Annotated in this window: 19 protein-coding genes; 5 read left to right on the plus strand and 14 right to left on the minus strand. The window is 51.5% G+C overall.

The features are described 5' to 3' along the window. Nucleotides 1-52: 52 nt before the first annotated feature. From V5J77_RS25185 to V5J77_RS25200, 4 genes are all read right to left on the minus strand, one after another. Complete coding sequence (locus V5J77_RS25185; RefSeq protein WP_338553528.1) at nt 53-1,051, minus strand: substrate-binding domain-containing protein; 999 nt, start codon at nt 1,049-1,051, stop codon at nt 53-55. Further along, entirely contained in the window at nt 1,048-2,838 is a 1,791-nt protein-coding gene (locus tag V5J77_RS25190; protein ID WP_338553529.1) for a sensor histidine kinase, read from the minus strand. The genes V5J77_RS25185 and V5J77_RS25190 overlap by 4 nt, the downstream gene beginning before the upstream one ends. Next, nucleotides 2,835-4,490, minus strand: a complete 1,656-nt coding sequence (locus V5J77_RS25195; protein WP_338553530.1) for a response regulator — start codon at nt 4,488-4,490, stop codon at nt 2,835-2,837. The genes V5J77_RS25190 and V5J77_RS25195 overlap by 4 nt, the downstream gene beginning before the upstream one ends. Before the next feature lie 333 nt (nt 4,491-4,823). Then, nucleotides 4,824-5,495: a pectate lyase gene (locus tag V5J77_RS25200; protein WP_338553531.1), complete on the minus strand. Its 672-nt coding sequence runs from the start codon at nt 5,493-5,495 to the stop codon at nt 4,824-4,826. A gap of 285 nt (nt 5,496-5,780) precedes the next feature. Between V5J77_RS25200 and V5J77_RS25205 the strand changes: the two genes are divergently transcribed. Together V5J77_RS25205 and V5J77_RS25210 are read left to right on the plus strand one after the other, a co-directional pair. After that, entirely contained in the window at nt 5,781-6,602 is an 822-nt protein-coding gene (locus tag V5J77_RS25205; RefSeq protein ID WP_338553532.1) for a formate/nitrite transporter family protein, read from the plus strand. A gap of 53 nt (nt 6,603-6,655) precedes the next feature. Next, on the plus strand, nt 6,656-7,579 hold the full coding sequence (locus V5J77_RS25210; protein WP_338553533.1) for an L-lactate dehydrogenase: 924 nt from the start codon (nt 6,656-6,658) through the stop codon (nt 7,577-7,579). A 155-nt stretch (nt 7,580-7,734) separates the two neighbouring features. On the opposite strand, the gene V5J77_RS25215 is transcribed toward V5J77_RS25210, so the two are convergent. From V5J77_RS25215 to ggt, 4 genes are all read right to left on the minus strand, one after another. After that, nucleotides 7,735-9,738 carry a CotH kinase family protein gene (locus V5J77_RS25215; protein WP_338553534.1) on the minus strand — a complete coding sequence of 668 codons (2,004 nt, stop codon included), beginning with the start codon at nt 9,736-9,738 and terminating at the stop codon, nt 7,735-7,737. 235 nt (nt 9,739-9,973) lie between these two features. Further along, nucleotides 9,974-10,867 (minus strand): fumarylacetoacetate hydrolase family protein, encoded by an 894-nt coding sequence (locus tag V5J77_RS25220; protein ID WP_338553535.1) that lies wholly within the window; start codon nt 10,865-10,867, stop codon nt 9,974-9,976. Continuing rightward, complete coding sequence (locus V5J77_RS25225; RefSeq protein ID WP_338553536.1) at nt 10,868-12,214, minus strand: amidase family protein; 1,347 nt, start codon at nt 12,212-12,214, stop codon at nt 10,868-10,870. Between the two features lie 83 nt (nt 12,215-12,297). Next, entirely contained in the window at nt 12,298-13,878 is a 1,581-nt protein-coding gene (gene ggt / locus V5J77_RS25230) for a gamma-glutamyltransferase (RefSeq protein ID WP_338553537.1), read from the minus strand. 227 nt (nt 13,879-14,105) lie between these two features. On the opposite strand from ggt, the gene V5J77_RS25235 reads away from it, so the two are divergent. From V5J77_RS25235 to V5J77_RS25245, 3 genes are read left to right on the plus strand one after another with little or no spacing between them, the layout of a single operon-like run. After that, complete coding sequence (locus V5J77_RS25235; protein WP_338553538.1) at nt 14,106-14,588, plus strand: Lrp/AsnC family transcriptional regulator; 483 nt, start codon at nt 14,106-14,108, stop codon at nt 14,586-14,588. Between the two features lie 3 nt (nt 14,589-14,591). Continuing rightward, the gene (locus V5J77_RS25240; RefSeq protein WP_338553539.1) at nt 14,592-15,212 is read left to right on the plus strand and encodes a chromate transporter; all 621 of its coding nucleotides are present in this window, start codon (nt 14,592-14,594) and stop codon (nt 15,210-15,212) included. 12 nt (nt 15,213-15,224) lie between these two features. Then, nucleotides 15,225-15,767 carry a chromate transporter gene (locus V5J77_RS25245; protein WP_338553540.1) on the plus strand — a complete coding sequence of 181 codons (543 nt, stop codon included), beginning with the start codon at nt 15,225-15,227 and terminating at the stop codon, nt 15,765-15,767. Between the two features lie 109 nt (nt 15,768-15,876). Here V5J77_RS25245 and V5J77_RS25250 read toward each other — a convergent pair whose 3' ends face one another. From V5J77_RS25250 to V5J77_RS25275, 6 genes are all read right to left on the minus strand, one after another. Beyond that, nucleotides 15,877-16,398 carry a tail fiber protein gene (locus V5J77_RS25250; RefSeq protein ID WP_338553541.1) on the minus strand — a complete coding sequence of 174 codons (522 nt, stop codon included), beginning with the start codon at nt 16,396-16,398 and terminating at the stop codon, nt 15,877-15,879. A 20-nt stretch (nt 16,399-16,418) separates the two neighbouring features. Further along, complete coding sequence (locus tag V5J77_RS25255) at nt 16,419-16,922, minus strand: tail fiber protein (protein ID WP_338553542.1); 504 nt, start codon at nt 16,920-16,922, stop codon at nt 16,419-16,421. 23 nt (nt 16,923-16,945) lie between these two features. Then, a complete protein-coding gene (locus V5J77_RS25260) occupies nt 16,946-17,461 on the minus strand; it encodes a tail fiber protein (RefSeq protein ID WP_338553543.1) in 516 nt (171 codons plus the stop codon). A gap of 50 nt (nt 17,462-17,511) precedes the next feature. Next, on the minus strand, nt 17,512-22,641 hold the full coding sequence (locus V5J77_RS25265; RefSeq protein ID WP_338553544.1) for an Ig-like domain-containing protein: 5,130 nt from the start codon (nt 22,639-22,641) through the stop codon (nt 17,512-17,514). A gap of 205 nt (nt 22,642-22,846) precedes the next feature. Then, nucleotides 22,847-26,023 carry an MMPL family transporter gene (locus V5J77_RS25270; protein WP_338553545.1) on the minus strand — a complete coding sequence of 1,059 codons (3,177 nt, stop codon included), beginning with the start codon at nt 26,021-26,023 and terminating at the stop codon, nt 22,847-22,849. Further along, a complete protein-coding gene (locus V5J77_RS25275; protein WP_338553546.1) occupies nt 26,020-26,493 on the minus strand; it encodes a MarR family transcriptional regulator in 474 nt (157 codons plus the stop codon). Before V5J77_RS25275 ends, V5J77_RS25270 begins: the two co-directional genes overlap by 4 nt. Nucleotides 26,494-26,637 lie beyond the last annotated feature (144 nt).

Here is a 26,637-nt window from a genome sequence, read left to right on the forward strand (position 1 = left end):
AACGGGGTCGGAAACGAATGTAAAATCCTCATCATTTTTATTAAAATCCTCCTTACTTCTGAATAAAGGGAAACAGTAGCCGCTGATTTTCAGGCCAAAATAAATTGTCGCCATTGATCAGCTTGATCTCCATTACAACGTGAGGCGGCACTTTCTCCCCTCTGAGCGCCAGCACGGCATTTTTGATGCCGAGATAGCCAATGCTGAATGGATTTTGTACTAAAACCGCCTGCAACTGGTCCTCCTGAAGCAGTTCAAGCAGCTCCATCGAGCTGTCGAAGGCGATAATTTTCACTTTACCGCCGCCAAGTCCCTGCTGCTTGATTTCCAGCGCGGCAGCAACAGCCGCCTGCACATTAAGCGCCAATATACCATCCACCTGCTGCTTGTTCAGCAAAGTGCTGACAACGCTTCGGCAGTCTTTATACCGCTCCAAGCAGGGCTCGCTGCCGATTACCGTTATCCCGCTCTCCTCAGCCAGCACCTCCCGAATGCCCGCCTCGCGGCGCTTCTGATTGTTATCATCCGAGCCATCTGTCAACAGAGCTACGCTTCCCTTACCAGCAAGCAGCCCCACCATTTTGAGCGCAGCCGCGCGTCCTGCCTGATAATGGTCAATCGTAATGCTGGAGCTAATGCCGCCCACATCGCTCTCCGTATCAATGGCAACCAGAGGCAGTCTCGCCGCTCCCCCCGCCTTCACAATACCCGCAATGACCTCATCATTGCCTGCTGCGAACACGACTGCGTCGGGATGATGCACCATAGCCAGCTTCACCGTCTCAAGCTGCTGCTCCGGGCTGCCCAGCTTCTCGGGAGCCGATATATGCAGCGTCACATCAAACTCCTTCGATGCAGCTTCGGCGCCCATGACGACGGAGTTCCAGTAGTCGCCGTCCAGTCGCTTGAGCAGCAGGCTGATGTCGATATTTTCACGCTGAATGGCGCTGTCCTCTGCCCGATGCAGCGTGCAAGAGCCCAGCAGCAGCGCAGCAGTCATAGCCGCAATGCACAGCATTGCGGGCCTTCGCAGCCTGCGGATTACGCTCATCCTTCCTCCCCCTTCCCTTCCGTCTCAGCATCTGCCGGCTTGAATGGAAAACGGATCGTCACCGTCGTCCCCTCCTCCAGCTCGCTCTCAAATTGCAGGCCATACGGATCGCCGTAAAATAACCGAATACGCTCATGCACGTTGCGTACACCAACGCCGGAGCCCGCGCCGGATGCCACGCTGGATGCAGGACTAGGCTTGGCTGCTCCGTCAGCCTCTCCGGTGAGCAGCGCAGCCAGCTGCTCGTCACTCATCCCGAGCCCGTTGTCGCTAACTTGCAGGCAAACCTGTCCGGCTTCGATCCATGCCCGCACCGTAATCAATCCTTTATCGACGGACGGCTCAATGCCGTGCATAATAGCATTTTCCAACAGCGGCTGCAAAATCAGCTTGAGCGACAAGCTAGGTAACGCCGCCTCTTCGACATCAAACAAATAATCGAATTTATTTTTGAAGCGGATATTCTGAATGATCAGGTAGTTCCTTGCATGCTCCAGCTCGCTCGCCAGTGGAATCATCGGCTTGCCTTTGCTAAGGCTGATGCGAAACAGCTTGGACAAGGAGGTAATCGTCGTCACCACCTCCTCATTGCGATTCATTCCAACCATGCGCACGACTGTATTGAGCGTATTGTATAGAAAATGCGGATTAATTTGCGATTGCAGCGCCTCAAACTCATATTTGCGCTTCGCCTCCTGCTCCACAACGATTTGTCGCATCAGCTCGCGGATTCGCACAACCATGAGATTAAAGCGTCTCGATAGCCGCTCCACCTCCAACGGCCCACGAATGGCGGTCATTGTATGGAAGTCGCCGCGCTCGACATTTTTCATCGACTTCTCCAGTTGCCGAATCGGACGGGCGATAATACGCGAGATGAGCCACGACATTGCAATGACGAATACGAGCAAAAGCAGCAGCAGATTCAGCAAATAATCGTTTAGCTCGCGCTTTGTCGTAATCATTTCGTCGGTGAAGGACACCCCGACCACCTTCCAGCCGATGTTGCCGATCGTCTGCACCGTAATCATTTTATCCTCGTCCCCAGATTCGTCATGAAAGCTGCCAAACGTATATTTCAGCGCCTGCTCGACATTTTCGCTTTTCAGACCGGCATAGATGAGCTGCTGCTGCGGATGATACACCATATTGCCCGCGCTATCATCCACAATGTAGACGTAGCCCTTCTTCCCTAACACGACCCGCGAGGACAGCTGATTGATTTTGTTAAAGTTGACGTCCAGCAGCAGCACGCCATGCTCCTTTTTCCCGCTCCGCGCTACGGTAATGCCCTTGCTAAGCGATACGACCCATTTGTACTGCATTTTGTACATATTCTGCACATGCGGCAGCGAGTAGCTGAGATGATTCGGCGTTTGCAGGGCGCTTTGGAACCAGCGCTGATTGTATAAGCTCAGATTTTCCTTAAGCGCAACGCCTGGAATACTCATCATCACCTCGCCATTATGCCCAATGACCGCCAGCGACACAATTTCTCCCCTAATGCCGATAATCGTATTCAGCTGGCTGCGCAGCTCCTCTTCGTTCACATCGCCGCTGCGGCTGATCGTATCGTGAATAACGCCGTATATTTCCGACATGCCTTGGATATAATCCTCCAAATTGTAGCTGACCTGATCGACGACCTGCTGGGTATTGCGCAGCGCATTTGTCTCTGCGGTCTGTGAGAACTTGTTGTACAGCAGCACGCTGACCATTATAATTGCCGCCGCCGAAAACACGGACAGCGCCACTGAAATGAGAAACTGAATACTGCGCTTTCTCATGGCGCTTCCGTATTCATCGCCTGATTGCGATAATCCTTGGCGGAGACGCCGACATTTTTCTTAAAGCATAGGGAAAAATAATTCGGGTCCGAGAAGCCGACCTTCTCGGCAATTTCGAACGTCTTTAGCTCCGTTGCCCGCAGCAGTTCCTTCGCCGCCTCCATCCGCAGCTGAAGCAAATACCCGCCGAACGTCAGCTTCACCTCCTTCTTGAACAGGCTGCTGAAATAGCCCGCGCTAATATGCAGATGGCTGCACAGCCGGGCAATCGACAGCTCGCTGTCATGGAAGTTCGCCTTCGTGTAGCGCACCGCTTCCTCAACCAGCTGCTTGTAGGAGCTTTGTCTGCGGCTCGCGATATGATGGCGGATTTTCTCGCAGAGCGACATATACCAAGCTCTCGTCTCCTCAAGCCCGCTAAGCTGCTCCAGCTCCGCATAAATTTGCAGCTCGTAGCCCATGACTTCATACAGATTCAGCCCTGCCTCCTTCACAAGCTTCATAATCGCAGTCATCATCTCCAGCATGTACAGCTGATACTCCCGATAAGCGGCATGAACGCCTTCAATCTCATCAAAAAGCGCAGCCACCATCTGCTCCAGCTCCTCATGCGTGCCTACCCGTAAGCACCGAACGAGCGCCTGCTCCTTGAGCTCATCGAATTGCAGTTCCTCAACGTAGCGCGTTTCCACATCATCAATGCAAATGATCCGGTTGCTGCCCACCAAATTATGATAATCCAGTGCCTGCTGCGCCTCCCCGTAGCCCTGCTTCAGCTGCGCGACATCCGGCAATGTCGAGCTGACCCCAATGGTCACTGGAAAACGCAAGTATTTCCGAATATTTTGCAGCATTTCAGCGAGTCCGCCCAGCGTCCGCTCCATTAGCTCCGGGGCGTCACCTCCTCGCCCAACTGCAAGCAGCGCCACCTGATCTTGATGCAGAAAAACTTTGCCCAGCCCGAGCCTGCCCCATACCTCCTCCGCCACATTGCGAAGAGCAAACAGCTTGAGGTCGAGATCGCTGGAGGCTGCAAGCGAGCTTTCAGCTGTCCGCAGCGGAATACCGGGTAGCGCTTCCAAAATAGGTGTGTGCAGCACAGACACAATGTAAGCCTCCCCCGCCAAATCGAGCTCATATTTCGCTGCCTTCTCCTCAATATGCCGCAGCGGAAGCTTGCGGGAGAGCAGTGACGACAGGAACAGCTCTTTTACGACCGGCAGGCTTGTACGGTAATGCTCCTCAAGCAGCTGCATATTTTCCCGCTTCTCACGCTCATCATCTAGCCGCTCCTTCACCTTGTCCATGACCTCAAGCAGTTGCTGCGCGGAAAAGGGCTTTAAAATATATTCATCCACCTGCAGGCCGATCGCCTGCTGGGCATATTCAAATTCATCATAGCCGGAAAAAATAACGATGCGCGTCAGCGGATACGTCTTCCTCGTCCATTCCGCCAGCTCCAAGCCATTCATATACGGCATGCTAATATCCGTCACTACGATGTCCGGCTCCAAACGCTCGATCAGCTCCATCGCTTCCCGACCGTTCGCTGCCGTATCTACGATTTCAAAGCCATGGCGCGCCCATGCAATTTCCTCCAGCAGTCCGCTGCGCGTCTCCTCTTCATCATCCACCAACAGCACTTTATACATCGTTTATCCCTCCGCTATTTAACTTCGCGGCCGAGCAGCCGCAATGACCTGATTCCTTAAATATGCTATTTATCATATTCGTTTTCAAGTTTTCTGGAAAGAGGGTGAAGCATGGGCATATGATGTCAATAAATGACTGAAGTTATGGGAAAATATAGATATGTAAATGGTCGCAAAACGGGAAACAGAGCCCATGCCGCCAAATCTCGGCACAGACCCTGTTGAAGATGTATAAACAGGCTTACTTACGGGGGGGCAGTCCTCTTTTCGAGCTGATGGAGCGTCGAAGCAGCCTTAATCAGACTGCCTCAGCGTTCCAACTGAAAGGAGTTCCTAATAAGCCGTGTTTCCAGATTGGCTGGTTTTGCCGGAAGCAAAACCTTTGAAGAGCGTTGGCACGTTGGAATAACGTGTATTCGTAATTTTGCCCGTTGTCGAGCTGCTGTCGGTGCGGAAAATCGAATCCTTCACCTTGGAAATATCACTATTTGATAGGTTCATGGTAACGGTAAAGGTTGTGCCGCCATTTTGACGAACGAGCTTGCCGATGTCATTGGCTTTGAAATTTTTAATATTGATGGTGCCGGCTGCATTTATTTGAAACACCTTGTCATAGGCTTTATATGCCCCGCCTCCTGTAATATTAACCGTGCCGGAGGACTTGAGAGTCAGAGCGTCCTCGCCTACATCCTGCCAAGTTACATTCTCAATGTTGCAGTTGCCATAGCAGTGAACGCCGTCAGCAGCCGGTGCGCCGATAATAACATTTTTCAGCGTTGCGCCTGCCTCCAGACGAAATACTGGCTTTTGATTTTCCGCTTGGCTGCCATCACCTAGCGTGCTTGGGTTCGCGACAAAAACTTTGTTTTGGCCATCGAAGGTTGTATTTTTAGGAACAATAATGGTAGCGTTTACAACTTCTGCCGCCGCTACAGGAGCAGGCTGTACACCAGCAATTGCAATAATAAGGGCCAAAGATAATAGAGCACCAATCCATTTTTTCATTGAATAAACTCTCCTTTATTCCATTTAATTGGGTTGTGGTAAAGCCTCTCATCCGTTAATGCCACTTCCTTATATGCAAATAGATGTGCACCTCCGTTTGCATCTATTAGAATAATACCTAATATTTGGCATTACAGGAATAATCATTAGCTCAGTAGTTGCCCAGCCCGCCGGGAATCCCTTATTCTGTAACAATTTGCGCCTTATCCTGTGATGAATGTCACAATCAATTGCGCCTTCCTGTGTTATTCTAACCTCAGTAAGCAGCAAGAGGAGTGATGGCTCATGGAAACAGAAGCGCTGCGCAAAGTCGAGCAGCTCGCACAGAAGAAGCATATGATTTTTAAGCAAAGCTATATTCGCTATATTTCCAGGTCCATGCTCGCCAGCATGTTCATCGGCTTTGGGGTAATCGTCGCCTTCAAGACGGGCAACTTTTTTTACGCCGAGCATTCTCCACTCGCTTATCCGATGGCCGCGCTTACGTTCGGTGCTGCTATTATTCTCATCGCATACGGTGGCGGCGACTTGTTTACCGGCAATACGTTTTATTATTCCTTTACCGCACTGCGGCGCAAGCTCAAATGGACAGAAGTTATCAAAATGTGGCTGACAAGCTACGGCGGCAACATGCTCGGAGCAGCCGTATTCGCCCTGCTCATTATGACAACTGGACTGTTCGACAGCGGGAAGGTCAATACGTTCCTGCTCAGCGTCGTCGAAGCGAAAATGCATACATCGTCGTGGGAGCTGTTTTTCCGGGCGATTTTATGTAACTGGCTTGTCTGTCTTGCCTTCTTTATTCCAATGGGCATGAAGCATGACGGGGCAAAAATGTTTTCGATGATGCTGTTCGTCTTCTGCTTCTTTATTTCGGGCTATGAGCATAGCATTGCCAACATGTGCACCTTCGCCATCGCACTAGTCGTCGACCATCCCGACACGATTACTTACGGCGGCGTCATTCACAATCTCGTGCCTGTCACACTCGGCAATTTGATTGGCGGCGGCGTTTTAATGGCATATATGTATTATTTCGTGAACAAGCCTTATTTCGACAAAGAGGAGCACGCACAAGAACAAGCACAAGAGAAATTGCACGATTAACCGCAGAGCAGAATTAGGAAGCAGCTATATCACTAGACAGGGAGAGATCGGATATGAAAAAATCAAGAATTGTTGTCATTGGCGCTGGGGCTGTAGGCTCGACAACCGCTTACACGCTTCTGCTTCGCAATCGCATGGATGAGCTGGTGCTTATTGATGCCAATGAGAAAAAAGCAATCGGCGACGCACTCGACATGAACCACGGCATGCCGTTCCTTGGCGGCACGAAGGTATGGGCGGGCACTTACGAGGACTGCAAAGGCGCAGATATTATTATTATTACAGCAGGCGTCGCGCAGCGTCCCGGCGAAGAGCGTATTCAGCTGCTGAAGCGCAACGTTGCGATTTTTGATCAAATTATTGACGAGGTCTTAAAATATAATGACGATGGCATTCTGCTAATCGCCTCAAACCCGGTAGATGTCATGAGCTACTTCTCCCTGCGTAAATCGCGCTGGCCCGTTAATCGCGTCATCGGTTCGGGTACACTGCTCGACAGTGCACGCTTCCGCTATCTGATTGGCGAAGAGCTTAATATTGATCCGCGCAGCGTTCACGCGCCGATTATTGGAGAGCATGGCGATTCCGAGCTGCCAGTATGGAGCTTGTCGAACGTCGCAGGTACGGAGCTTGAGCTGAACGACGAGCAGAAGAACCGGATTTTCACCGGTACACGCGATGCCGCTTACCAAATCATCGAAGCCAAAGGCGCTACGTATTATGCCATCGCTTTGGCGCTTGACCGCATCTGCACCGCTATTTTGCAGGATGAAGGCGCTGTGCTGAACGTATCGACCCTGCTCGACAACTACCTCGGCGTATCCGATGTGTACATCGGCGTGCCATGCGTCGTTGACCGCAACGGCATCCGCAACGTTCTGGAGCTGAAGCTGTCGGACGAGGAAACGGCGCTGTTCCAGAAGTCGGCGAACAAGCTGAAGGGCTTGATTGAGTCAATTCGGGATGAGATGGCATAAAGGACCTTATATAAGGAACACAACACCAGAGCGTGTATTCGAGAAATAGCTCGCAAACAAAGAAACCGATTCCTCTTTTTCAGAAAGAGAGTATCGGTTTCTTTGTTTTTTATAAAACGATGTGCTCAGTGCTTGAATTGTTGAAAAGCCTTTTGCTATGACTTGCTCGCAATTCTCACCGTCGCGGTTGCTGCATCCCATGCCGCATCCATGTCCAATCCTTCGGAGATGAATCTTACTGGCACGAGCGTCCTGCCATTCACTACCGAAGCGGGAACATCGAGCGTCACCGCCGTTCCATTCACATAGGCCGTCGTGCTGCCAATGGTGAGCGTTACCGTGCGGTCATCCTTGACCGCTGTAATTTTTTTCGTTGCCGCATCCCATTTCACCTCAGCGCCAAAGGCTTCAAAGATGCCGCGCAGCGGAACGAGCACTCGCCCCGACTGATTAACCGGCTCCTGATTATCAAAGCTCACTTTGCTGCCGTTCAACAGGACAGATATAGCTCCCGCAGCTGTGGCTGGCGTCGTTGTCGCAGTCGTCGCAGGCAATGGCGTTACCGCCAGCCCTAGCTGCTCTTGCAAGCTCGCTAATCTATTGAGCGCAAAAGTCATCAGAGACCCCGCTGCCATCGTCCTCATTCCTTGACCGCCTTGACCGCCTTGCCCTTGGCCTCCTCCTTGACCTGGAACTTGCCCAGCAGTGCCTGTGGAAGTTGTATCACTGGTACTGCCTGTCGCCGCTCCGGCATTGTCCGGCCTCGCTGCACTCGTGCCATCCGGCATCGTCGGCGGTGTCATGCCCGCATCATCAGGAGGTGTCATGCCTTCCATTGCTCCGCCGCCCTGCATGCCGCCAGCTGCATCGCCTGTAGCGGAATAAGCTACATTCGATTCGAATTGCTCTACCGTATAAAATTTGGTCGGATCAGCTGTTACGCTTGGCCGAATAATAGCAGCCAGCTCGGTAATGCGATTCTCAATTCCGCCCAGATAGTCCACCAGCTCATTTACATAGGTCAAATATTTCGCCTTATATTCCGGCACCTCCAGCAGGTTTCCGATCATTGGAACACTGTCCAAGCTGATACCCATTACGGGCACATCAACCGAAGCGGTTGTTGCATTTGTATTCGTGACTGTCGTTGTTGTAGATGTCGTTGTTGTAGATGTCGTAGTTCCCGCTGCTGCCGTATTGCGACCGCCGCCGCCACCTGAGTAGCCGTTAAACGACATATTGAAATCCCATGGCAGGACGCTGAATTTTCCATCTGCATCGCCATACAGCATATAGTTATGGCCCTTATCGCCATTATAGCTGTCGTAGTTGCCTAAGACGGCGTTGCCCGCAATGTATTTTAAAGCCGAGTCTACATCAAGAACGTCCTCGATGTCCCCTTTTTCGCCAGCAGGCATGTCGTTCAGCACGCTAATAAAATTTTTCAATGATGCTTTGTCATCCTCTGTGCCGAGCTCATAGGTCAGCGTCTCATATTCGCCGTCTTCCTCATATTGCAGATAGCTTTTCTCATCGGTATCGTAGAGTACGCCATCGTTGTAATCTTCGCCGTAATTTCTTTCCATATAGCTGTCGTCAATGGCCTCAACACCAATATAGAAGCCGTACAATTCACCATTAATGTACAGATTCGTAAATACCGTCAACGGGGCATCCAGCCCAATGGAGCGCAAAGCTTCATAATGCAAATATTCACGTAAAAAAGAAGGATCTGCGTAGCTGTTGTTCAGCACCATTTTGTCCAGCCCAAGCAGCGTTTGTTCCTTATCGTATTTGTCGAATTTCAAGCGAAAGCTATAGCGGTCGGAATCCGTCATGCTGGCTACGGCCTTCAAGGTCAAATTGCCTTTAGTGGAAAATCCCACATTGCTCAGCACATTGCCGTCCACATCTACCGTTACCTTCTTATAATCCTTATCTAGCGGGCTTGCGAGTATGCTTTCCCAGTCGTCATCGGCTATCGTTACGTTCACATTAATGATCTTGTCCCCTTCGAAAAGAGACTCATACTTCTGCGCGATTCCCGCCTCGGCGGCATATACCGTTGCCTTGCTGCCCATTGCTCCAATGCCTGAAACCGCAATGGTCAATGACAAAGCCGTAACCGCGACCTTCTTCCACATGTTTTTCAAATTCATCGCTTCCATTCATCCTCCTTCAAACCAGATTTTAACTCCAGTCTTAAGGCTAAATGATGAAGGTTAAGTAAATCTTAGCTGAAATTGAGGGTTTGCTGAAAGTTGCAGGAGCTTGCGGAGAAGGGCCGGAGGGGGGCAGTTGTACGTAAAAAAGAAAACCCAAGCAGCCGCTCGGCTTGGGTTTTGAGGAGAGGCAAAGCCTATTCAGCCCAAATGGGGCTAAAGCCAGATCAAGCTAGGCGGGTGAAAAGAGCGGCGCGCTTGCCTTAACCGGATGAACCAGCGGCTCAAAGCCGGGAATGCGCGCCTCGATGACGTCGCCATCGCGAATGACGACTGCGCCAGGCGTCCCTGTCAAAATGACGTCGCCGGGCAGCAGCGTCATCACCTGCGAATGGAAGGCGATAAGATGCGCCGGCTGGTAAATCATATTAGCCAGCACATTGCGATGGGCAAGCTCGCCATTATGCCAGGTTTCCACTGCCAGTTGGGACAAGTCCTTGATTTCATCACGCGTAATCAGCTCCGAGCCGAAGCCAAAAAAGGTGTCGAAGCTTTTGGCCCGCGTCAGAAAACGCTGGTGCTTGGCATGAATATCCGCAGCCGTTACATCAACGGAGACGGCAAAGCCCGCTGCGTATTCCAGCGCCTCGGCTTCGGGAATATTTTTGCAAGTACGCCCGATAATTATCGCCAGCTCAGCTTCTGCTGTCACATGCTCCGTTTGCTGGGCAGGCAGCTCAATCGCCCTGTTCGGACCGATAAGCGACGTATCCGGCTTCATAAAGCTAACGGGATCGGCTTCTGCAAATAAGGCCTCCCGCTCCTCCGCTTGCTTCACATAGTTCATGCCTATGCCCCAAATTTTTCTCGGGTGGCGATACAACGGTGCAGCCGCAATTGCTTCGCTCGGCACCGACTCCAATTGCGCCAGCTTATCGCCACCGCCCTCGTTGTACCATCCGGTCAACGCATCGAGCCGCCCCTCTTGCAGCAGCTCGAACATGTGGATGGGCCACTGCGGCTGCGTATCCTCCAACTGATTAATCGTATGGAGGCGCACATAGCGATTATCTCTGTGAATGCACACCTGCTCGATGCCCTCGTAAAGAATCGTTGCCAGCTTCATTTATATGGATGCCTCCCCTTCTGTTGCGCTTTCTTCCCGCTTGCTTCGCTTCCATAAATCCGCATGCTGCTCTATCCATCGCAGCAGCTTCAAATCCTGTCCTGCTCCTGCAATGATGGATAGACCGATGGGGGCACCATCTACCTCGCCAACGGGAAGCGTCACCTGCGGCAAACCCGACAATCCAGCTATGCAGCAAAGCTGCATCGTTAAAGCCCGCTGCTTGTCTGCCGCTTCCCCGCTAATGTTGCGATCCGGCGCCGTGCCCGGAATAGTTGGGAGGAGCAGCAGGCTATCCGTACCTAGCAGCTCGCGCAGCTTGGAACGGATGCGCCGCCTCTCCTCTGCCTTCTCCTCGCCGTCCGCCTTGCGTAAAGTGCTCGCCCAGCGAAAGCGTTCGGCTATTCCTGGGCCAAATACAGGCTGCTCTCGCGTAATCCACTCACCATGCGTCTGCCAAATTTCCAGCCCTTGAAGGATGCGGAATACTTCCAGCCACTGATCCAGTCCTTCTGGCGCAAGCGTCAGCCGCTCGGTATTGCCTACCGCTTGCCCCAGCTTGGCAACGAGCTCTCTCAGCTCTAGCTCGCTGGCAGATTCCGCCCTGCTCCATGCATCTTCGGCAATAAGCAAGCGGCTGAACGTTACTGTATCCCCCATTACCTCCTTACTCGCGCTCGAAGCTCCAGCTTCCTGCACGCTTGCCTCCAAGACTTCCACGACTTCCACGTCCGCCTTAGCTCCAAGCTGCTCTTCCTCTTCTCCTGCTGCGCCATTATCGAGCAGCAGCTCGCCAATCTTCAGCAGCAACGCGCTGCCTTGCGTCATCCAGCCTACCGTATCAAAGCTCGGGGCCAAGGGAATGACGCCATCCATTGAAACTGCGCCATGAGTTGGCCTAAAGCCGTATACGCCGCAATAAGCAGAGGGAACGCGGACTGAACCACCCGTATCCGTACCGAGCGCAAAGTCCACCGCCCCCGCTGCAACGGCTACGGCGGAGCCGCTGGACGAGCCGCCTGGAATACGGTCTGGCGCGGCCGGATTAATCGGCGTGCCGTAATGGGCGTTTTGCCCATTGATGCTGTACATCAGCTCATCGGTATGCGCCGCCCCGCTCAAAGCCGCTCCTGCGGCAAGCAGCCGTTCAATCGAAGAGGCGGTAAGCTCCGCCGCTGCATGCGTACGCAGCCAATCGGGATTGCCCGCGCTGCTGGCATGTCCTCGTATTGCGAATACATCCTTAACCGCAAATCGAAGGCCATTAAGCTTGCCCGTATGAGTTGCTGGAAGCTTAAGCTCCGGGTTTATAAAAGCATGAAAGGTATCGTTTATTTTATCCCGCATAATTGCTGTCTCTCCTGTTCCGCCGTTGTTCTAGCCTTCCGATTCGCGCCGCCTTCGCCTACCAGACTGCCATGCTACTTGGGCTACCAGCCGATAGCCGCGCCATCGCTGCGCGGATCAGCTCCGCCGCTGATGATGCCGTTAGGACTAATCGCAATGGCATGAGCGTGACCCATAATACCGTCGAACGCCTTCATACAGCGCACATCATGCCCAGCTTGCTCAAGCTGTGCAATAACCTCACCCGACATGCGGCTCTCCACTTTCAGCTCCTGCGTCTGCGCCCCCCATGTGCGTCCCCACACCCAGCGCGGCTCATTCACCGCCTGCTGCGGATTCATGCCAAAATCAATCATCCGTGTCAGGATGGCCACCTGCGTCTGTGGCTGCCCTTCGCCACCCTGCGTGCCGAACAGATGGCTTGGCTTGCCATTCAGGCACGCCATAGCAGGCATTAGCGTATGGAAGGTCCGCTTGCGCGGCTCCAAACGATTCACATGCTGAGGATCAAGCGAGAAGAAGGAGCCTCTATTTTGCAGCAAAATGCCGGTATCCCCCGCTACAACGCCTGAGCCAAACTCAAAATATAGGCTTTGAATGAAGGAAACCGCGTTGCCCTCTTCATCCACAACCGCCGCATAGGCCGTATCATTGCCGACAGGCTTCGTATCAATAGAGCAGGCCTCATCCAGCTTAATAGAAGCTGCAAGCTCCGCTGCATAGGCAGGACTCAGCAGACGCTCAAGCGGAATTTCCGCAAAAGCAGGGTCTGTCAAATATAAATTGCGGTCGCGGAAGCCTAGCTTAAGCGCCTCAATCATGAGATGGTAATAGGCATAAGAGCCATGTCCATAGCTTTTCAGATCATAGCTCTCCAGCATTTGCAGTGCCATTAGTGCCACGAAGCCTTGCGAATTGGGCGGTACCTGATACACCACATGTCCGCGGTACAAGCCCTTGAGCGGCGTTACCCACTCACCCGAATGCTCGGCAAAATCCTCCTTGGTCAGCAGCCCGCCGCCGCCTTCCAAATAGCGGACGATACGCTCCGCAATATCGCCTTTGTAGAAAGCATCGCGCCCCTGCTCCGCAATCGCGCGCAGACTCGCGGCGAGGTCGCGCTGGACAAAGCGCTCTCCCGCCTGCACAGGGCGCCCCTGCGGCAAATATACCGCCGCTGTTGAAGGAGTTTGCGCAAGCATGTCCGCATGCTGTACCGTATTTTCATATTGATCCGGCGACATCGGAAAGCCGTTCTCCGCATAACCAATGGCAATGCCGAGCACCTGCGCAAAAGGCAGACGTCCATACCCGCTGTGCACGGCATGCCAGCCGTCAACCATGCCCGGAACCGTAATCGCGCTGCGCGGCCCGCGAACTGGAATTGCAGCTTCGCCAGCATAAGCTCCGCGCGTCGCGAGGCTGCCCGATCGTCCGCTAGCATTATAGGCTCTCACCTGCTGCTCCTTTTGTGCGTAAGTGAGCCAAAACGAGTCGCCGCCGAGTCCCGTCATATGCGGGTAGACAACAGCCAGACAAGCGCTGACCGCAATAGCAGCATCAAAGGCATTGCCACCCTGTTCTAATATTCGCGCCCCTGCTGCCGAAGCAAGATGATGCGGGCTTACAACCATGGCCTTCGTGCCGGTTATCGGCTTGTTCATGCGATCTCATCCTTTTGAGTCAAGTTATCTGACATACTCTATATGAGTATTAAAGTAACATGGCAGCTCGGCTAGTGGCAACTAGAAAATTCTTTTTGCGCTGCATCAGCAAAATTTATGTTGATAAGGAACGTATTTGATTATATATTTATTCGTATCGTAATCTAATCAAACTTATAACATACGTTTTGATATTTCGGCTCAATAGAGCAAAAGGAGCTTTTCACATGCAATCCAAAATACCGCCCGCCCAAGCGGAGCACGCCATTGACGATATAGATCGTAAAATCATCGCCGCCCTGCATGTTAACGGGAGAATATCTTACACCGATTTAGCCAAGGATATCGGTCTATCACGCGTAGCGGTGCAGGCTAGAATCAATACCCTGCTGGAGCATGGCGTCATCGAGCGCTTCACAGCCGTCATTAATCCGGAGAAAATTGGCGTGACGGTGTCAGCTTTTTTCAATGTCGAGGTAGAGCCCAAATTTCTGCATGAGGTAGCCGATCGCTTATCCGAGGAGCCTGTCGTTACCAGTCTGTATCACATGACAGGCCCCAGCAAGCTGCATATGCATGGCCTGTTCACCAGCAATCAGGAAATGGAGCTCTTTTTGAAAGAAAAATTGTACCCGCTGCCAGGCATCATGAGTGTGGATTGTCAGGTTTTAATTAATCGCTATAAAAGTAGAATGGGAATGAGGCTGTAAGCAATGGAGACAACAACAAGCAGCAAGGCATATGGACAGCTATCCTGGGCGATGTTTAAAACCGGTATTTTCGGCTTTGGCGGCGGCCCCTCCGTTATTCCTCTCATTCGACATGAGGCTGTAACTCGCTATGATTGGATTAACGATGAGGAGTTTGGCGAAATATTGGCGCTGGCCAATGCTTTGCCTGGACCGATTGCAACCAAAATGGCCGCTTATCTCGGCTATCGGCTGCAAGGCTGGCTAGGCGCGCTCGCCGCTGTGCTGGCTCATATTTTGCCTTCGGCTATCGCAATGATTGCCCTGCTGTCCGCTGTACAAATTCTTAGCGGCTCCGCTGTTGTGCAGGGCATGATCGCTGCCGTCATACCTGTGATTGCAGTTATGCTTGGCGTGATGGCTTATGAGTTCGGCAACCGCGCGGTGAAGGGACTGGGCTGGGTGGCTGGCCTTATTAGCTGTGCGCTCGCTTTTCTTCTTTTGCAGGTTGTGAATATTCAGGATGCGGTTGTCATTGCTGCCTTCCTTCTCTATGGGGCGATGCATTTCAAGGCTGCCGCATGGGTGAAGAAGCGAAGAAACAGTCGGCGGGATAAAGGCAACAATACGAGCGCGAGCGCATAAGGAGCAGACGATATGGATTGGTTGGACTTAATTATTGGTTTTTTTATTGCAAATATTTTAGGCTATGGCGGTGGACCTGCTTCTATTCCGCTCATGTATCATGAAATCGTCAGCCGCTATCACTGGTCAACCGATGCTGAATTTTCTAACATACTCGCGCTTGGCAATGCCCTCCCAGGCCCGATTGCTACGAAAATCGCTGCTTTTGTTGGCTATGATGTATACGGGATTCCTGGCATGGTGATCGCGCTTGCAGCAACGATTGTCCCTTCTGCCGTTGCGCTCATATACTTGCTCAAGCTGCTGCAAAAGCATCGCCAGTCTCCCATCGTCAAAGGCATGACACTGCTCGTGCAGCCCGTCGTCGCCATTATGATGCTGCTGCTCACTTGGCAAATGACAAGCACAGCTGTGCAATCAGCAGGCCTCTGGCAGACATTAGCTATCGCAGCTGTTGCCTACTGGGCGATGGAACGCAAGAAGATTCATCCGGCGATCGTCATTTGCGTCGCCTTCGCTTACGGGGGGATCGTGCTGTCGCATACGATGGCATAAAGGACACTCCTTTCTCATTGCGCCATTTCTTACGAATAGAAGAGGTCCGCACATTCGCCAACGCGGTTGTGCGGACCTCTTTTTTGTTATTCCACTCTTCAAAACTGCTTTAATCCTTAACGGGATAGATGCCTTCTTCTAAGCAAATAATATAATTGATTGCTACAAATGGCTGCATATTATTATGGGCCTGAGAGCCCCCGCTTGCCTGTAGAGCAAGAGGGTTCATGTTTGCATCCGGAGTTTCACCATATGCATACGTCGTAGTGCCACGCGGTTGATTGGCCCAAATACTATTGACGGCATCCATTGTATTTGCCGCGGTCTGGGCATTGAGCACATGGGTGTGATTAGGCATTTGCATTTCACTAATCTTTTCCGTGCTGCTGCCGCCCTTCGCATAGAGCGCCCTTGGTGTCAGACCAGTTCCTACACCTTGATGAATCGGCACAAGCCCTCGCAAATCTGGCAGCGTAAAGTACGTTTTGTAATCTGAGCCAAATGCACCTTGTAGTAAGGAGTACAACGCTTGATATTTCCATATAGAAAGCTGCTGGCCATGACAGAAAGCCCAGCCCTTTGGAGCATAATTACCAGTAAACAAGCGTATTTCGCCAAGAAAAGCGTCCATGTAGAACCCCCTCTTTCTTATTATGATTTCGGTGGAAAAGTTCCCATCACCGCAATACAGAAATTAGCGACAGCATAGGGCTGCATATTGTTATGAGCCTGTCCCGCCCCCGTTACGCCGACCGCATTGTGCGACATGGCGCTACTAGCCGTTTTGCTGAAAGGTTTCAAGCTGCTTTCACTCCATACATTAGCTGAGGATGCAACTTTTGTGCCGGTGACGGAGCTGGCTCCCACCGAGTGGGTATGCATTGGAATCTCATTCGTCGTCAAGGTATGCGTCTCGGACCCTCCGGTTGTATACAGAGGAATGTCGGCATTTGCAGTTGGATTTATGACCGCTCTGCCCTGCAAATTCGGCAATTGAAAAGTATTTTTTCCATCTCCCCCGAATGAATATCCAATAACCGAGAATAAGGCTTGATACTCTCTTACCTGAAGTATTTGTCCATTGCATTGAGCCCAGCCTTCTGGGGCATAGCCGATTGAAAACAATCGAATTTCGCCAAGAAACCAATCTCCCATTACGTACTCCTCCTCTTTAATAGTTATGGTTGGACAGGGTAAAGACCTCTCGTACAAATAATATAGGTCAAGGCCATGAAGGGCATCATATTGTTGTGGCTTTGGTTGCCGCCTGCTGAGGATAAGGCGTTTGTACTCATTGCGACATTAGGTGCTTGTCCTTCTGAATATTGCTTGCTTGTGCTCGCCGCCCAAAAGTGATTTGCAGGCGATGTCTCTTCACCCGCGGACTGCTGCGCTTGTGCAATATGGGTATGAGCAGGCAGCTGCGCCTCTGTCAGTTGTACGGTTTCCTGACCGCGATTAGCACCCAAACTAAAAGTGCTTCCCTCTGCACTCTTGCCCATATGAATGGGAACCCTCCCCCGGAAATCAGGGAGAGCAAACGTCGTTCTCCCGTCCCCTCCGTAGACTGACCCGATTAAACTGTATAGGGCTTCATTTTCCGAAATCTGGAGTATCTTCCCATTGCACAGCTCCCAGTCCATTGGCGCAAACGTACCGACAAACAGCCTGATTTCACCCAAATATGGATCCATTCTAATCTCCTCCTCGAATTGTTTCGTTGCTCGCCGGACAGCTAAGCAACCTAACCGTTGATCAAATCCGCCTTCAGCAGCAGTCTGCGAATAAGAGCAGCAGCCTCTGCTCGGGTAATGTCATCCTGTGGATGCAGTTGCCCGGAGCTGCCCGTCACAATTTGCTGTTCAACCGCAGCAGCCATGGCGTCTTTCGCCCAACTGCTGATTTCATTCTGGTCCGTGAATGCGGACAGCTTATCCAACGAGCTCGAAGCGCTCAGCTTCGTGTAAGCGATAGCTCTTGCAATCATTGCAATGGCTTCCTCACGGGTAATTGTCTTCAAGGCGCCGAATGTTCCGTCAGCATACCCGGTAATAAGACCATAAGCCGCAGCTGTTTCCGCATAACCGGCATACCAGCTTCCAGCCTGTACATCTGAAAACTTGCTTTGCCCCTGTCCTGTCGCTGGACGCAAGCCTAAACCGCGCACCATAATGGCCGCAAACTCAGCGCGAGTAATCGAAGCATCCGGGGAGAAGGCCGTCTCGCTTGTCCCTTGTACAACCATACGGGAAGCAAGGTCATTCACCTCATCGCGGCTCCAATGCTGCGCCAAATCCTGCATCTCCCGTGGATGCCAAATGACAGAATAGGTGCTGTTGGTCAAGCTGTTAATCACTGCATAGTACTTTCCGTTCATCATCGTAATATTGGTAGGCACATGATAGAGCTGTCCATCAGTATGCAGCACGACCCCTGTCGTAATACGATTCGCGTTGGCGTCCTCCGGCATTGGAATCATCATTTGCACATAACCGTTGAACGTAGAGACATTCGTCTGCTTCCCGCCGTATGAAGCTGTAATATGGAATTCCAGCGGCGATGCTGCAATTTCCATACCTTGGCTGGATGCCGCAGCGTTTACTTTATCGGACTCCGTTTTTGCCGATTTTGCTATCGTAATACTGAAAATAATATCCTTTAAGCTGCTTTTCGCCCCTAGCTCCGTGGCAATCGCATCAACAGGGATAAGCGATGCCGGGAATACATAGCTGGCCGAAGCCGTTTGAATTTCAAGTGTCGCCGTTTTATCCGTCATCACCTTGAGCAATTGACCATTCAGCAAGCTGTTCACGCTATCTGTCGCTTCTGTATACGGAATCGTTACTTCACGGTTGGATTCGGACTCCAGCTTTCGAATGATTTTGTCATTGTCGAGCGTTACTGTCGCATAGCGTAGTTGATTGTTGGTGGACGTCTGCACCGTCGCCGTCTGCTCCTGCTTCACTCCGTCTACGTATACCGAAATCCCACTCTCCGCTGCACCTGTCCCCGTCTGGACGGTAGTGCCTGTAGAAGGTGATGAGCCACCTGAGCTCTGCTGCGCGCGGGTCACCTTTATCAAATAAGTGCGGCTCGGTTTGGAAATGTCAGCCGCTGCAACCGTGACCGATATTTCATTCAGCCCAACGTTTAGTTGTACAGCAACCGGGCTGTCTGCCGCTTCGCCGTTTATCGTGACCGTTGCGAGCGGATCAAAGGCTTCAGCTGTAATCGTCGATGCCTCAACTGAGTAAGCTACACTTTGCTCGTAGCTCAGCGTATTCTTGCTGAAAGCAGGCGACAAGCTTCCTGTGCTGGTCGAAAGCGCCCCTAATTCGCTAATCCCATAAGGTGTAATATTTACAGTAATAACGGCCGGATCGGAATCCTCCTGCCCATCCGAGGCTACATAGGTAAAGCTGTCTGCCCCTAGCTGACCTGGACTTGGCACGTATACAAACTCATCGCCGTTAATAATCGTTACACTGGAGGACTTCGTACCAGTTGTGAGTATACGGAAGGTCATTGCATCTCCGTCCACGTCAGTGGCTTGCAGCTTCTTAGTCAAGGATGTAAGACTTTCTACATCGTAGCTCGCATTCTCCGCTACCGGCCGGTCATTCACTGGCGCAACCGTCACTTGGACCGTAATCGGATCGGATTCATCCACCCCGTCAAACGCTTTTATGGTGAAGCTATCACCCCCATTAAAATCTGGATTCGGCGTGTAGGTCAGCTGATTCCCGTTAGCAATAACCGCTTGGCCGTGTTCTGCCTGAGCGTCGATCAGAAAGGTCAGCGTATCCAGATCCTCATCCGTACCCAACAGCGTCAAGCTCAATACATCATCCTCAGCAATTTGCTGTGGAGCAATTGCCGATGCCACTGGCTTGCTGTTCCCTACAGTCACTGTAAAGCTGGATGTGCCTTCCGCCAGACTGCTATCCAGTACATGGATTGTAATGGTAGCCGAGCCTTGCATTCCTTGAGCAGGCTCCACTGTAACCGTACGCTGTTTGCCGGTGCCCGCTAGTGTAATTCCACTGAGCGGAACAAGAGCGGTATTGCTCGATTCGGCCGTTACTGCAAAATCGCTAGGCTCTGCATCAGGATCAGTAATCGTAAAGCTTAGAGCGGCAGTTGCTGTATTTTTGCCTATGCTTTGATTGGAAATCGTACTCACCGTCGGGGTATCATTCACCGACGTCACAATCAGGGAGGTCTGGCTGTCTACTACTGGTGCAGCTATCCCGTCATCTACCGTCACCGTTAAAACAACGGTCTCCGTCGTTCCCGGAGCGACCCGGTTCGCCTCTGGCGCAAATACCAATTGGCGAATGGCTGTTGTCAGATCATCAGCCGTTCCGCTCGCCTCATATTGGCTGCCCACCAGACTGAAGCCGGATGCTTGAAGAGACGCATCTGTAAATTCGCCTTTTGCCGCAGTATCGAGTGAAATGCTGACCGTCAGCGTCTGACCAGGGTCCGCATCCTCGATGGATACACCAGTAAAGGGCTGCTCCGTCTCCGTATCCAATAGCTCAAATGGAGTGGCGATTATGCCCGTCATTAGAGGGGCATCATTTACCGAATGGATGGTGACTGATATCGTGCTGACCACCGTGCCTCCGTTACCGTCGCTCACTTCAACTTTAAATTCATCCTGACCATAATAGTTGGCGTCTGGCGTGTATTCCCACGCTCCGGTCGACGAATCAACCGTCGCCGTTCCATGGGCACCCTGCTGCGACACCGAATACGTCAACGTGTCGCCATCCACATCGTTTGCCAACACTTGCCCAGTAACTGCTGTGTCCTCATCAGTCGTTACGGAATCATCCGCAGCTGTTGGCGGATCATTCACCGGCGTCACCGTTACAGTAATGGTACTTGTCGCCGTACCTCCATTGCCGTCGCTAATCTGAATCTTGAAGACGTCCTGGCCGTTATAATCTGCATTCGGGGCATATTCCCATTCACCGGTCGCCGAATCGACCGTGGCCGTTCCATGAGCACCCTGCTGCGACACCGAATACGTCAACGTGTCGCCATCCGCATCTGTCGCCGTTACCTGACCTGTCGTACTTGTATCCTCGTCAGTCGTGGCCGTATCATCCGATGTTGTCGGAGCTGCATTGACGTTCACAATCGTTACGCTTATTGTGCTCGTTGCTGTACCTCCGTTGCCGTCGCTAACCTCGATCTTGAAGACATCCTGGCCGTGGTAATTAGCGTTCGGAGCATATTCCCATGCCCCGGTCGAAGAATTGACCGTTGCCGTTCCATGGGCGGCCTGCTGCGACACCGAATACGTCAGCGTATCCCCTTCCACATCCGTTGCCGTTACCTGACCCGTCGTATTCTCATCTTTATTCGTTGTCGCGGTATCGTCGCTCGTAACAGGAGGATCATTCACCGGCGTCACCGTTACGGTAATGGTGCTCGTCGCCGTACCTCCATTTCCGTCGCTCACCTGAATCTTGAATACGTCCTGTCCGTAATAATCCGCATTCGGAGCATATTCCCACTCACCAGTCGCCGAATCGACCGTTGCCGTTCCGTTCGCCGCCTGCTGCGACACCGTATATGTCAACGTGTCGCCGTCCGAATCTGTTGCCGTTACCTGACCTGTCGTACTTGTATCCTCGTCAGTCGTTGCCGTATCATCCGACGTTGTCGGTGCCGCATTTACGTTCACAATCGTTACACTTATTGTACTCGTTGCTGTGCCTCCGTTGCCGTCGCTAACCTCGATCTTGAAGACATCCTGGCCGTGGTAATTAGTATTCGGAGCATATTCCCACGCCCCGGTCGAAGAATTGACCGTTGCCGTTCCATGGACGGCCTGCTGCGACACCGAATACGTCAACGTATCCCCTTCCACATCCGTTGCCGTCACTTGACCTGTCGCATTCTCATTTTTATTCGTTGTCGCCGTGTCGTTGCTCGTAACAGGTGGATCATTCACCGGGTTGACGGTAATCGTGACCGTGCTGGTCGCAGTCCCCCCCTTGCCATCGCTAACCAAAACCTTGAATACATCTTGGCCATGATAGTTCGCGTTCGGAGCATACTCCCATGCCCCGGTCGCCGCATTGACCGTTGCCGTTCCGTGCGCGGCCTGCTGCGACACCGAATACGTCAGCGTATCGCCATCGTTGTCGGCGCCAACAATGCTGCCAGTGACGAATTCATCCTCATCTACCGATTCCGTGTAGTCTGCTACGGTCGGTGCCTGATTCACAACGGTTTGTTCATATTCAATATATGGATCCGCATTAAATCGGAACCTCTCCACATCGGTTCCATTCAAGCTTTCTGTACCTGTCAGAAAGAAGGTAATTGCCCCATTCGAAGCGTTATTAAAATAATCTGTGACATCGAAGGAAAGCAGCTGTCCGGCGGCAATTCCACTCGTCACGCTATCTAATAGCTCATACTTGCTTGGCGTATTAAGAACATCACTCATGCGAGGCCAGCCTGTATGCGCCATATCCACGCTGGTTGGAAGAGTCGTCGACTTGTAGGCCCATACTTTGGCAATCGGATTTCCTCGGACAGCCACCTCTTCCGGACCTGCTCCTTCGTTTTGGGCCACCTGAATGCGCAAGTAGACCTTGTAACCGGCAGGAGCGTTCGCCGTTTTGTTAAATCGTACAAAAGCGTGATACTCCGCCGTGCCTCCAGTCTGAAACCCAATGTAATAAGGAGCCCCGACGTATGCCCCGTAACTGAAATCATGCCCCGCTATATTGTTAAGTGTCGGACCGGGCAAGGTGGCTGCTTGTGCTGTTCCAGCCCCGATAAAGCTTCCGAATATAAAATGAATTGCAATTATGCCCGCTAAAAAGCCTGTTAATCCTTTCCTTCTCACGTGTTCCTCTCCTTTGCTCATCCATCTATAATTCTATTCACCCTGATTATACCAATTTTCTCTGAACGCATTCTGAACCTTGGCGCGCTCCGCCACATCCGCACAATCGCAAAAAGCCCTCTTATCGAATGGATAAGAGGGTTTCTTCACAGCCATTTTATTTTTACACAAATCGCTTTACAGTTGCTTTAATGATAGCTTCCTATTAGGAATGATGAGAAATATCCTTGGATGCAGCGTAGCGAACCTCGTGCTCGCTCTCATTCATAAACGGCCAATAGTTTGCTTTCCCGAACATGCGCACCATGACTGGAATGAACAGCGGCAGCATAATGAGCGCGTACATGAACAATCCGCACAATACGAGTGTCGCGATTTGCAGCAGGGACATAACCCCAGAAGGCAGCATCGCTGCAAAAGTACCGCCAAGAATAATGGCAGCCGACATAATGACGCCGCCCATGCTCTTCATCGCTTTCAAAATCGCCTGTGTTGGCGATAGATCGCGATATTCCCGGAACCGATCCATGAGGAAAATACTGTAGTCGATGCCCAGCGCGACCAGCATAACGAATCCGAAGAACGGAACCGCCCAGCTAATGCCCGAGTTGCCAAGCAAGCGAACGAAAATAACTTCTGTTATCGCCATAGAGGTATAGAAGGTCAACAAAAGCGATGCCATCAAATAAAGCGGCATAACAATGGAGCGGAACAGGATGATTAGAATAATCGTAATGCCAATCAGCATCAGCATCATCGTACGAGAGTAGTCCTCGTTCGAAATATTATTCAAATCATGGTTGGAGCTAGTCACTCCGCCCACTGCATAATCAGCCTGCGCATAGGCTGTACCTTGAAGAGCACGGCCAACCGCGGCATTTAAATCGTCGATTTTCGCCATAGTCGCCATATCATACGGGTTGCCGCTGAAAATGACATCGAATTTCGCGCTCATCCGATCCTCGGACATATACACATCAAGAGCCTGCTGAAATTCGGGCTTCACAATCGCTTCCTCTGGAATAAACCAGCCTGTCATTTGTTTGTTCGACGAGGAGCCAAGCTCGCTCAAATAGCTTTTCGCTGACCCAAGCCCGTCGCTAACCTGCGTAATGCCATCCACGCTTTGATCAAGTCCATCCGTCAGCTCACTGAGCTGACCGTTCAAATCGGCAAAGCCAGCTTGTAACTCAGATTGACCGCTTGCCAGTTGATCAGCCCCCTTCGCTATGTCAGGAACCTTCGTTACAATTTGGCCTTGGCCAGCCGCAGCCTGCGCGATGCCCTGCTGAAGCTGGGAAATGCCCTGTGCCAGCTTCTCCAAACCTTTCGCAAGCTCGCCTTGGCCAGCCGATGCTTGCGAAAGTCCCGCATTCGCCTGCTTCAGCCCTTCATTAATACCGCCTAGCTGTCCATTGATTTGCGTCAGCTGCTCGCTGAGCATAGTCGCTGTCTGCTCCATTTGGGATGCAGCGCCCAATACCTGCGCATAATCGGCATCGCCTGCCAGCTCAGGGTACTTCTCGCCTAAGCCGCTGATGCCTTTGTGAAGATTCGCAAGTCCGCCTGCCAATTGCTGCTGTCCAGCGGCGATTCCACCGTAGGCTTGCGATAATTGCCCCACTCCTGCTTCCATCTTCTCATAATTCGTCAATAGCTCTTTGCTGGCCGCTGCCAATTGATCGGCGCTTGTTTTCGCTTGCTTCAATCCTTCAGCAAGCTCACCCGCTCCAGCGGAGCCATCATTTAGCCCTTGCTGAATGCGTTTCAAGCCATCCCCAAGCTGCACAATGCCGCTTTTCAAATCCTTCGTTCCCGCAGCGAGCTTACCCGCTCCTTCCACCGCTTCATTAAGCTTTGGTTCATTTTCACTCAGCTTGGTGCTCGCTTCGGCTAGGCCGCTGCTTATTTTCCCAAGACCTTCCTCACCTTTGTCAAGACCATCCTTCAGCGTTCCCACTTGATCCGATACTAATAAGTCGTCGACCTCATCTCCTGTTGGGCGGGTCGCACTGCGTACAATCGCTACACCTTCAACCTTCGAAAGCTCACGAGTAATTTGCTCAATGGTCGCCAGTCCATCCGTTGTATCCATCGGCACAGCTGTTTTGACTACTACTGTAGACGGCAGCGATTCACCAGGACCGAAGCTTTCCGAAATGATGTTAAAAGCTTTAACCGAATCATATTTATCGCCAATTTCATCGAGCGAATTAAAGGAAACATTGCCTTTGTACGCCACTAAAAAAGGAACCGTCAGCACCATAACGACAACCAGTGCCCAAAGCGGCTTGCGCAGCGAGAAGCTTCCAACAGCCCCCCATAGTCCGCTCTCCTTATGCTCAAGCGAGCCCTTCGACGGCCAGAACAGCTTGGCGCCTAACACCGACATGAAGAATGGCACAATTGTAAACAAGGCAATGAGCAAAATCGCGATGCCGATCGCTACCGCAACCGCCGAGCGATACAGGACGAACGTCGAAAAACCGATAGATGCAAATCCAACAAATACGGCGAGACCCGAAAACAAGACCGTCTTGCCCGCTGTTTTGTAGGTTGCCAAAATGGACTCCTGAATATCTCCTCCCCGATGTCCCAGCTCTTCCTTAAAACGGCTGATCAGCAAAATGCAATAATCCGTACCAATCCCGAATAAAACAGCAACCAGGAAAATTTGCGTAAAGTTCGAGAGTGGGAAATCAAAATATTCCACAAGAAACGCGACAATGGATTGGGATAGCAAATAAGTAAAGCCCACTGTCAGCAACGGCACAATCGGCGCTACGGCCGAACGGAACACCAGAAATAATATAATTAAAATAAAGCCCACGGTTATGAACTCTGTCTTCTTTAAGCCCTCTTGTGCGCTTGTCGCAACATCGTCACCGATAATCCAGCCGCCCGTATAGTAGTGCGCCATTGGAACATCCGAAACGGCGCTGTACAGCCCTTCTCGTATTCCAGACAGATCACCGCTGGAGGTGTCTACCTTCACAAGCACAAGCAGCGTCTTGCCATCCTCGGACAGCATTTGCTTTTTAAGCTCTTCCGTATCAAAATGCGTCGTAATCGAGGTAATATGATACTGTTCCTTCCCTGCCTTCAGCTTCTCCACACCTTGCTTGGCGGCTGCCAAGTCCGCATCGGATAAGCCTTCAGGATTATGGAACACAAGCACGGTGGAAGAGCCATTCCCCGCATCCTTGCCGCCAATCTCCTCAATCATTTTCTCGGCAATCGTGGAGGAGTACCCTTGCGGAACAGACACCTGCCCTTTTTCACGAACCAGCCCTTCCATATTCGGCGCGCTCATCATTAAACCGACTGTAACAAGCAGCCATGCAAGTATAAGTACCCATCTTAGCTTTAATACCGTCTTCATTGCTGTATTTCTCCTCCTTCTATCCCCTGCGTGCCAGACATAACTTTAGCCAGCTTCTCATAGGTAGTTATAAACTGCAGAGCTTCCTGCTCATCAAAATGCTGAATATACAATGCCAGCATTTCTTGAATTTTCAATTCAGACTGATCGGTAAGCTGCTCGCCCGCCGGCAAAAGCTTCAAATAAGTAACACGCCTGTCCTTCGGATCCTGCTCCCGTTCAATGAGCTGTTTATCGAATAAACGTGTCGTTAGTGCCGTAATGGAGCTTCGTCCTACACAAAATGTATCCGCAAGCTCGGAGGAATTTGTCTTTCCCTGCTTACGCAAATAACGAAGCACCGAATATTGCTCTACCGTAAGCCCATCAGGCATTGATGCTCGGAACAAGCTGCCTATCTGACGATTGATGGCTAAGTATGTCGTTTCATATCGCGCAATAATTTCCAGCATCAGTTTTTGATCTAACATCCCGATTTCTCCTTCCATTTATACTCTCTTTAAAAGGTTCCATGATGAAATAGTTCACTAGTAGAACTATATCAAACGCCTCCCAAATGTGTCAAGGCGTTGATTTTATAAAAAAGTACAACACTAAATCAAATAAGCCCGTGC

It is taken from the genome of Paenibacillus sp. KS-LC4 (genome assembly GCF_036894955.1).
Lineage (GTDB): Bacteria > Bacillota > Bacilli > Paenibacillales > Paenibacillaceae > Pristimantibacillus.

Bases quoted from the DNA above. Each gene is read 5' to 3' on its own strand.
- V5J77_RS25215 (WP_338553534.1), bottom strand. From the start codon at position 9,738: ATGAATTTGAAAAACATGTGGAAGAAGGTCGCGGTTACGGCTTTGTCA.
- ggt (WP_338553537.1), bottom strand. From the start codon at position 13,878: ATGAACAAGCCGATAACCGGCACGAAGGCCATGGTTGTAAGCCCGCAT.
- V5J77_RS25205 (WP_338553532.1), top strand. From the start codon at position 5,781: ATGGAAACAGAAGCGCTGCGCAAAGTCGAGCAGCTCGCACAGAAGAAG.
- V5J77_RS25240 (WP_338553539.1), top strand. From the start codon at position 14,592: ATGGAGACAACAACAAGCAGCAAGGCATATGGACAGCTATCCTGGGCG.
- V5J77_RS25260 (WP_338553543.1), bottom strand. From the start codon at position 17,461: ATGGATCCATATTTGGGTGAAATCAGGCTGTTTGTCGGTACGTTTGCG.
- V5J77_RS25200 (WP_338553531.1), bottom strand. From the start codon at position 5,495: ATGAAAAAATGGATTGGTGCTCTATTATCTTTGGCCCTTATTATTGCA.
- V5J77_RS25255 (WP_338553542.1), bottom strand. From the start codon at position 16,922: ATGGGAGATTGGTTTCTTGGCGAAATTCGATTGTTTTCAATCGGCTAT.
- V5J77_RS25235 (WP_338553538.1), top strand. From the start codon at position 14,106: ATGCAATCCAAAATACCGCCCGCCCAAGCGGAGCACGCCATTGACGAT.
- V5J77_RS25190 (WP_338553529.1), bottom strand. From the start codon at position 2,838: ATGAGAAAGCGCAGTATTCAGTTTCTCATTTCAGTGGCGCTGTCCGTG.
- V5J77_RS25220 (WP_338553535.1), bottom strand. From the start codon at position 10,867: ATGAAGCTGGCAACGATTCTTTACGAGGGCATCGAGCAGGTGTGCATT.
- V5J77_RS25225 (WP_338553536.1), bottom strand. From the start codon at position 12,214: ATGCGGGATAAAATAAACGATACCTTTCATGCTTTTATAAACCCGGAG.
- V5J77_RS25245 (WP_338553540.1), top strand. From the start codon at position 15,225: ATGGATTGGTTGGACTTAATTATTGGTTTTTTTATTGCAAATATTTTA.
- V5J77_RS25275 (WP_338553546.1), bottom strand. From the start codon at position 26,493: ATGTTAGATCAAAAACTGATGCTGGAAATTATTGCGCGATATGAAACG.
- V5J77_RS25185 (WP_338553528.1), bottom strand. From the start codon at position 1,051: ATGAGCGTAATCCGCAGGCTGCGAAGGCCCGCAATGCTGTGCATTGCG.
- V5J77_RS25250 (WP_338553541.1), bottom strand. From the start codon at position 16,398: ATGGACGCTTTTCTTGGCGAAATACGCTTGTTTACTGGTAATTATGCT.
- V5J77_RS25195 (WP_338553530.1), bottom strand. From the start codon at position 4,490: ATGTATAAAGTGCTGTTGGTGGATGATGAAGAGGAGACGCGCAGCGGA.
- V5J77_RS25210 (WP_338553533.1), top strand. From the start codon at position 6,656: ATGAAAAAATCAAGAATTGTTGTCATTGGCGCTGGGGCTGTAGGCTCG.
- V5J77_RS25270 (WP_338553545.1), bottom strand. From the start codon at position 26,023: ATGAAGACGGTATTAAAGCTAAGATGGGTACTTATACTTGCATGGCTG.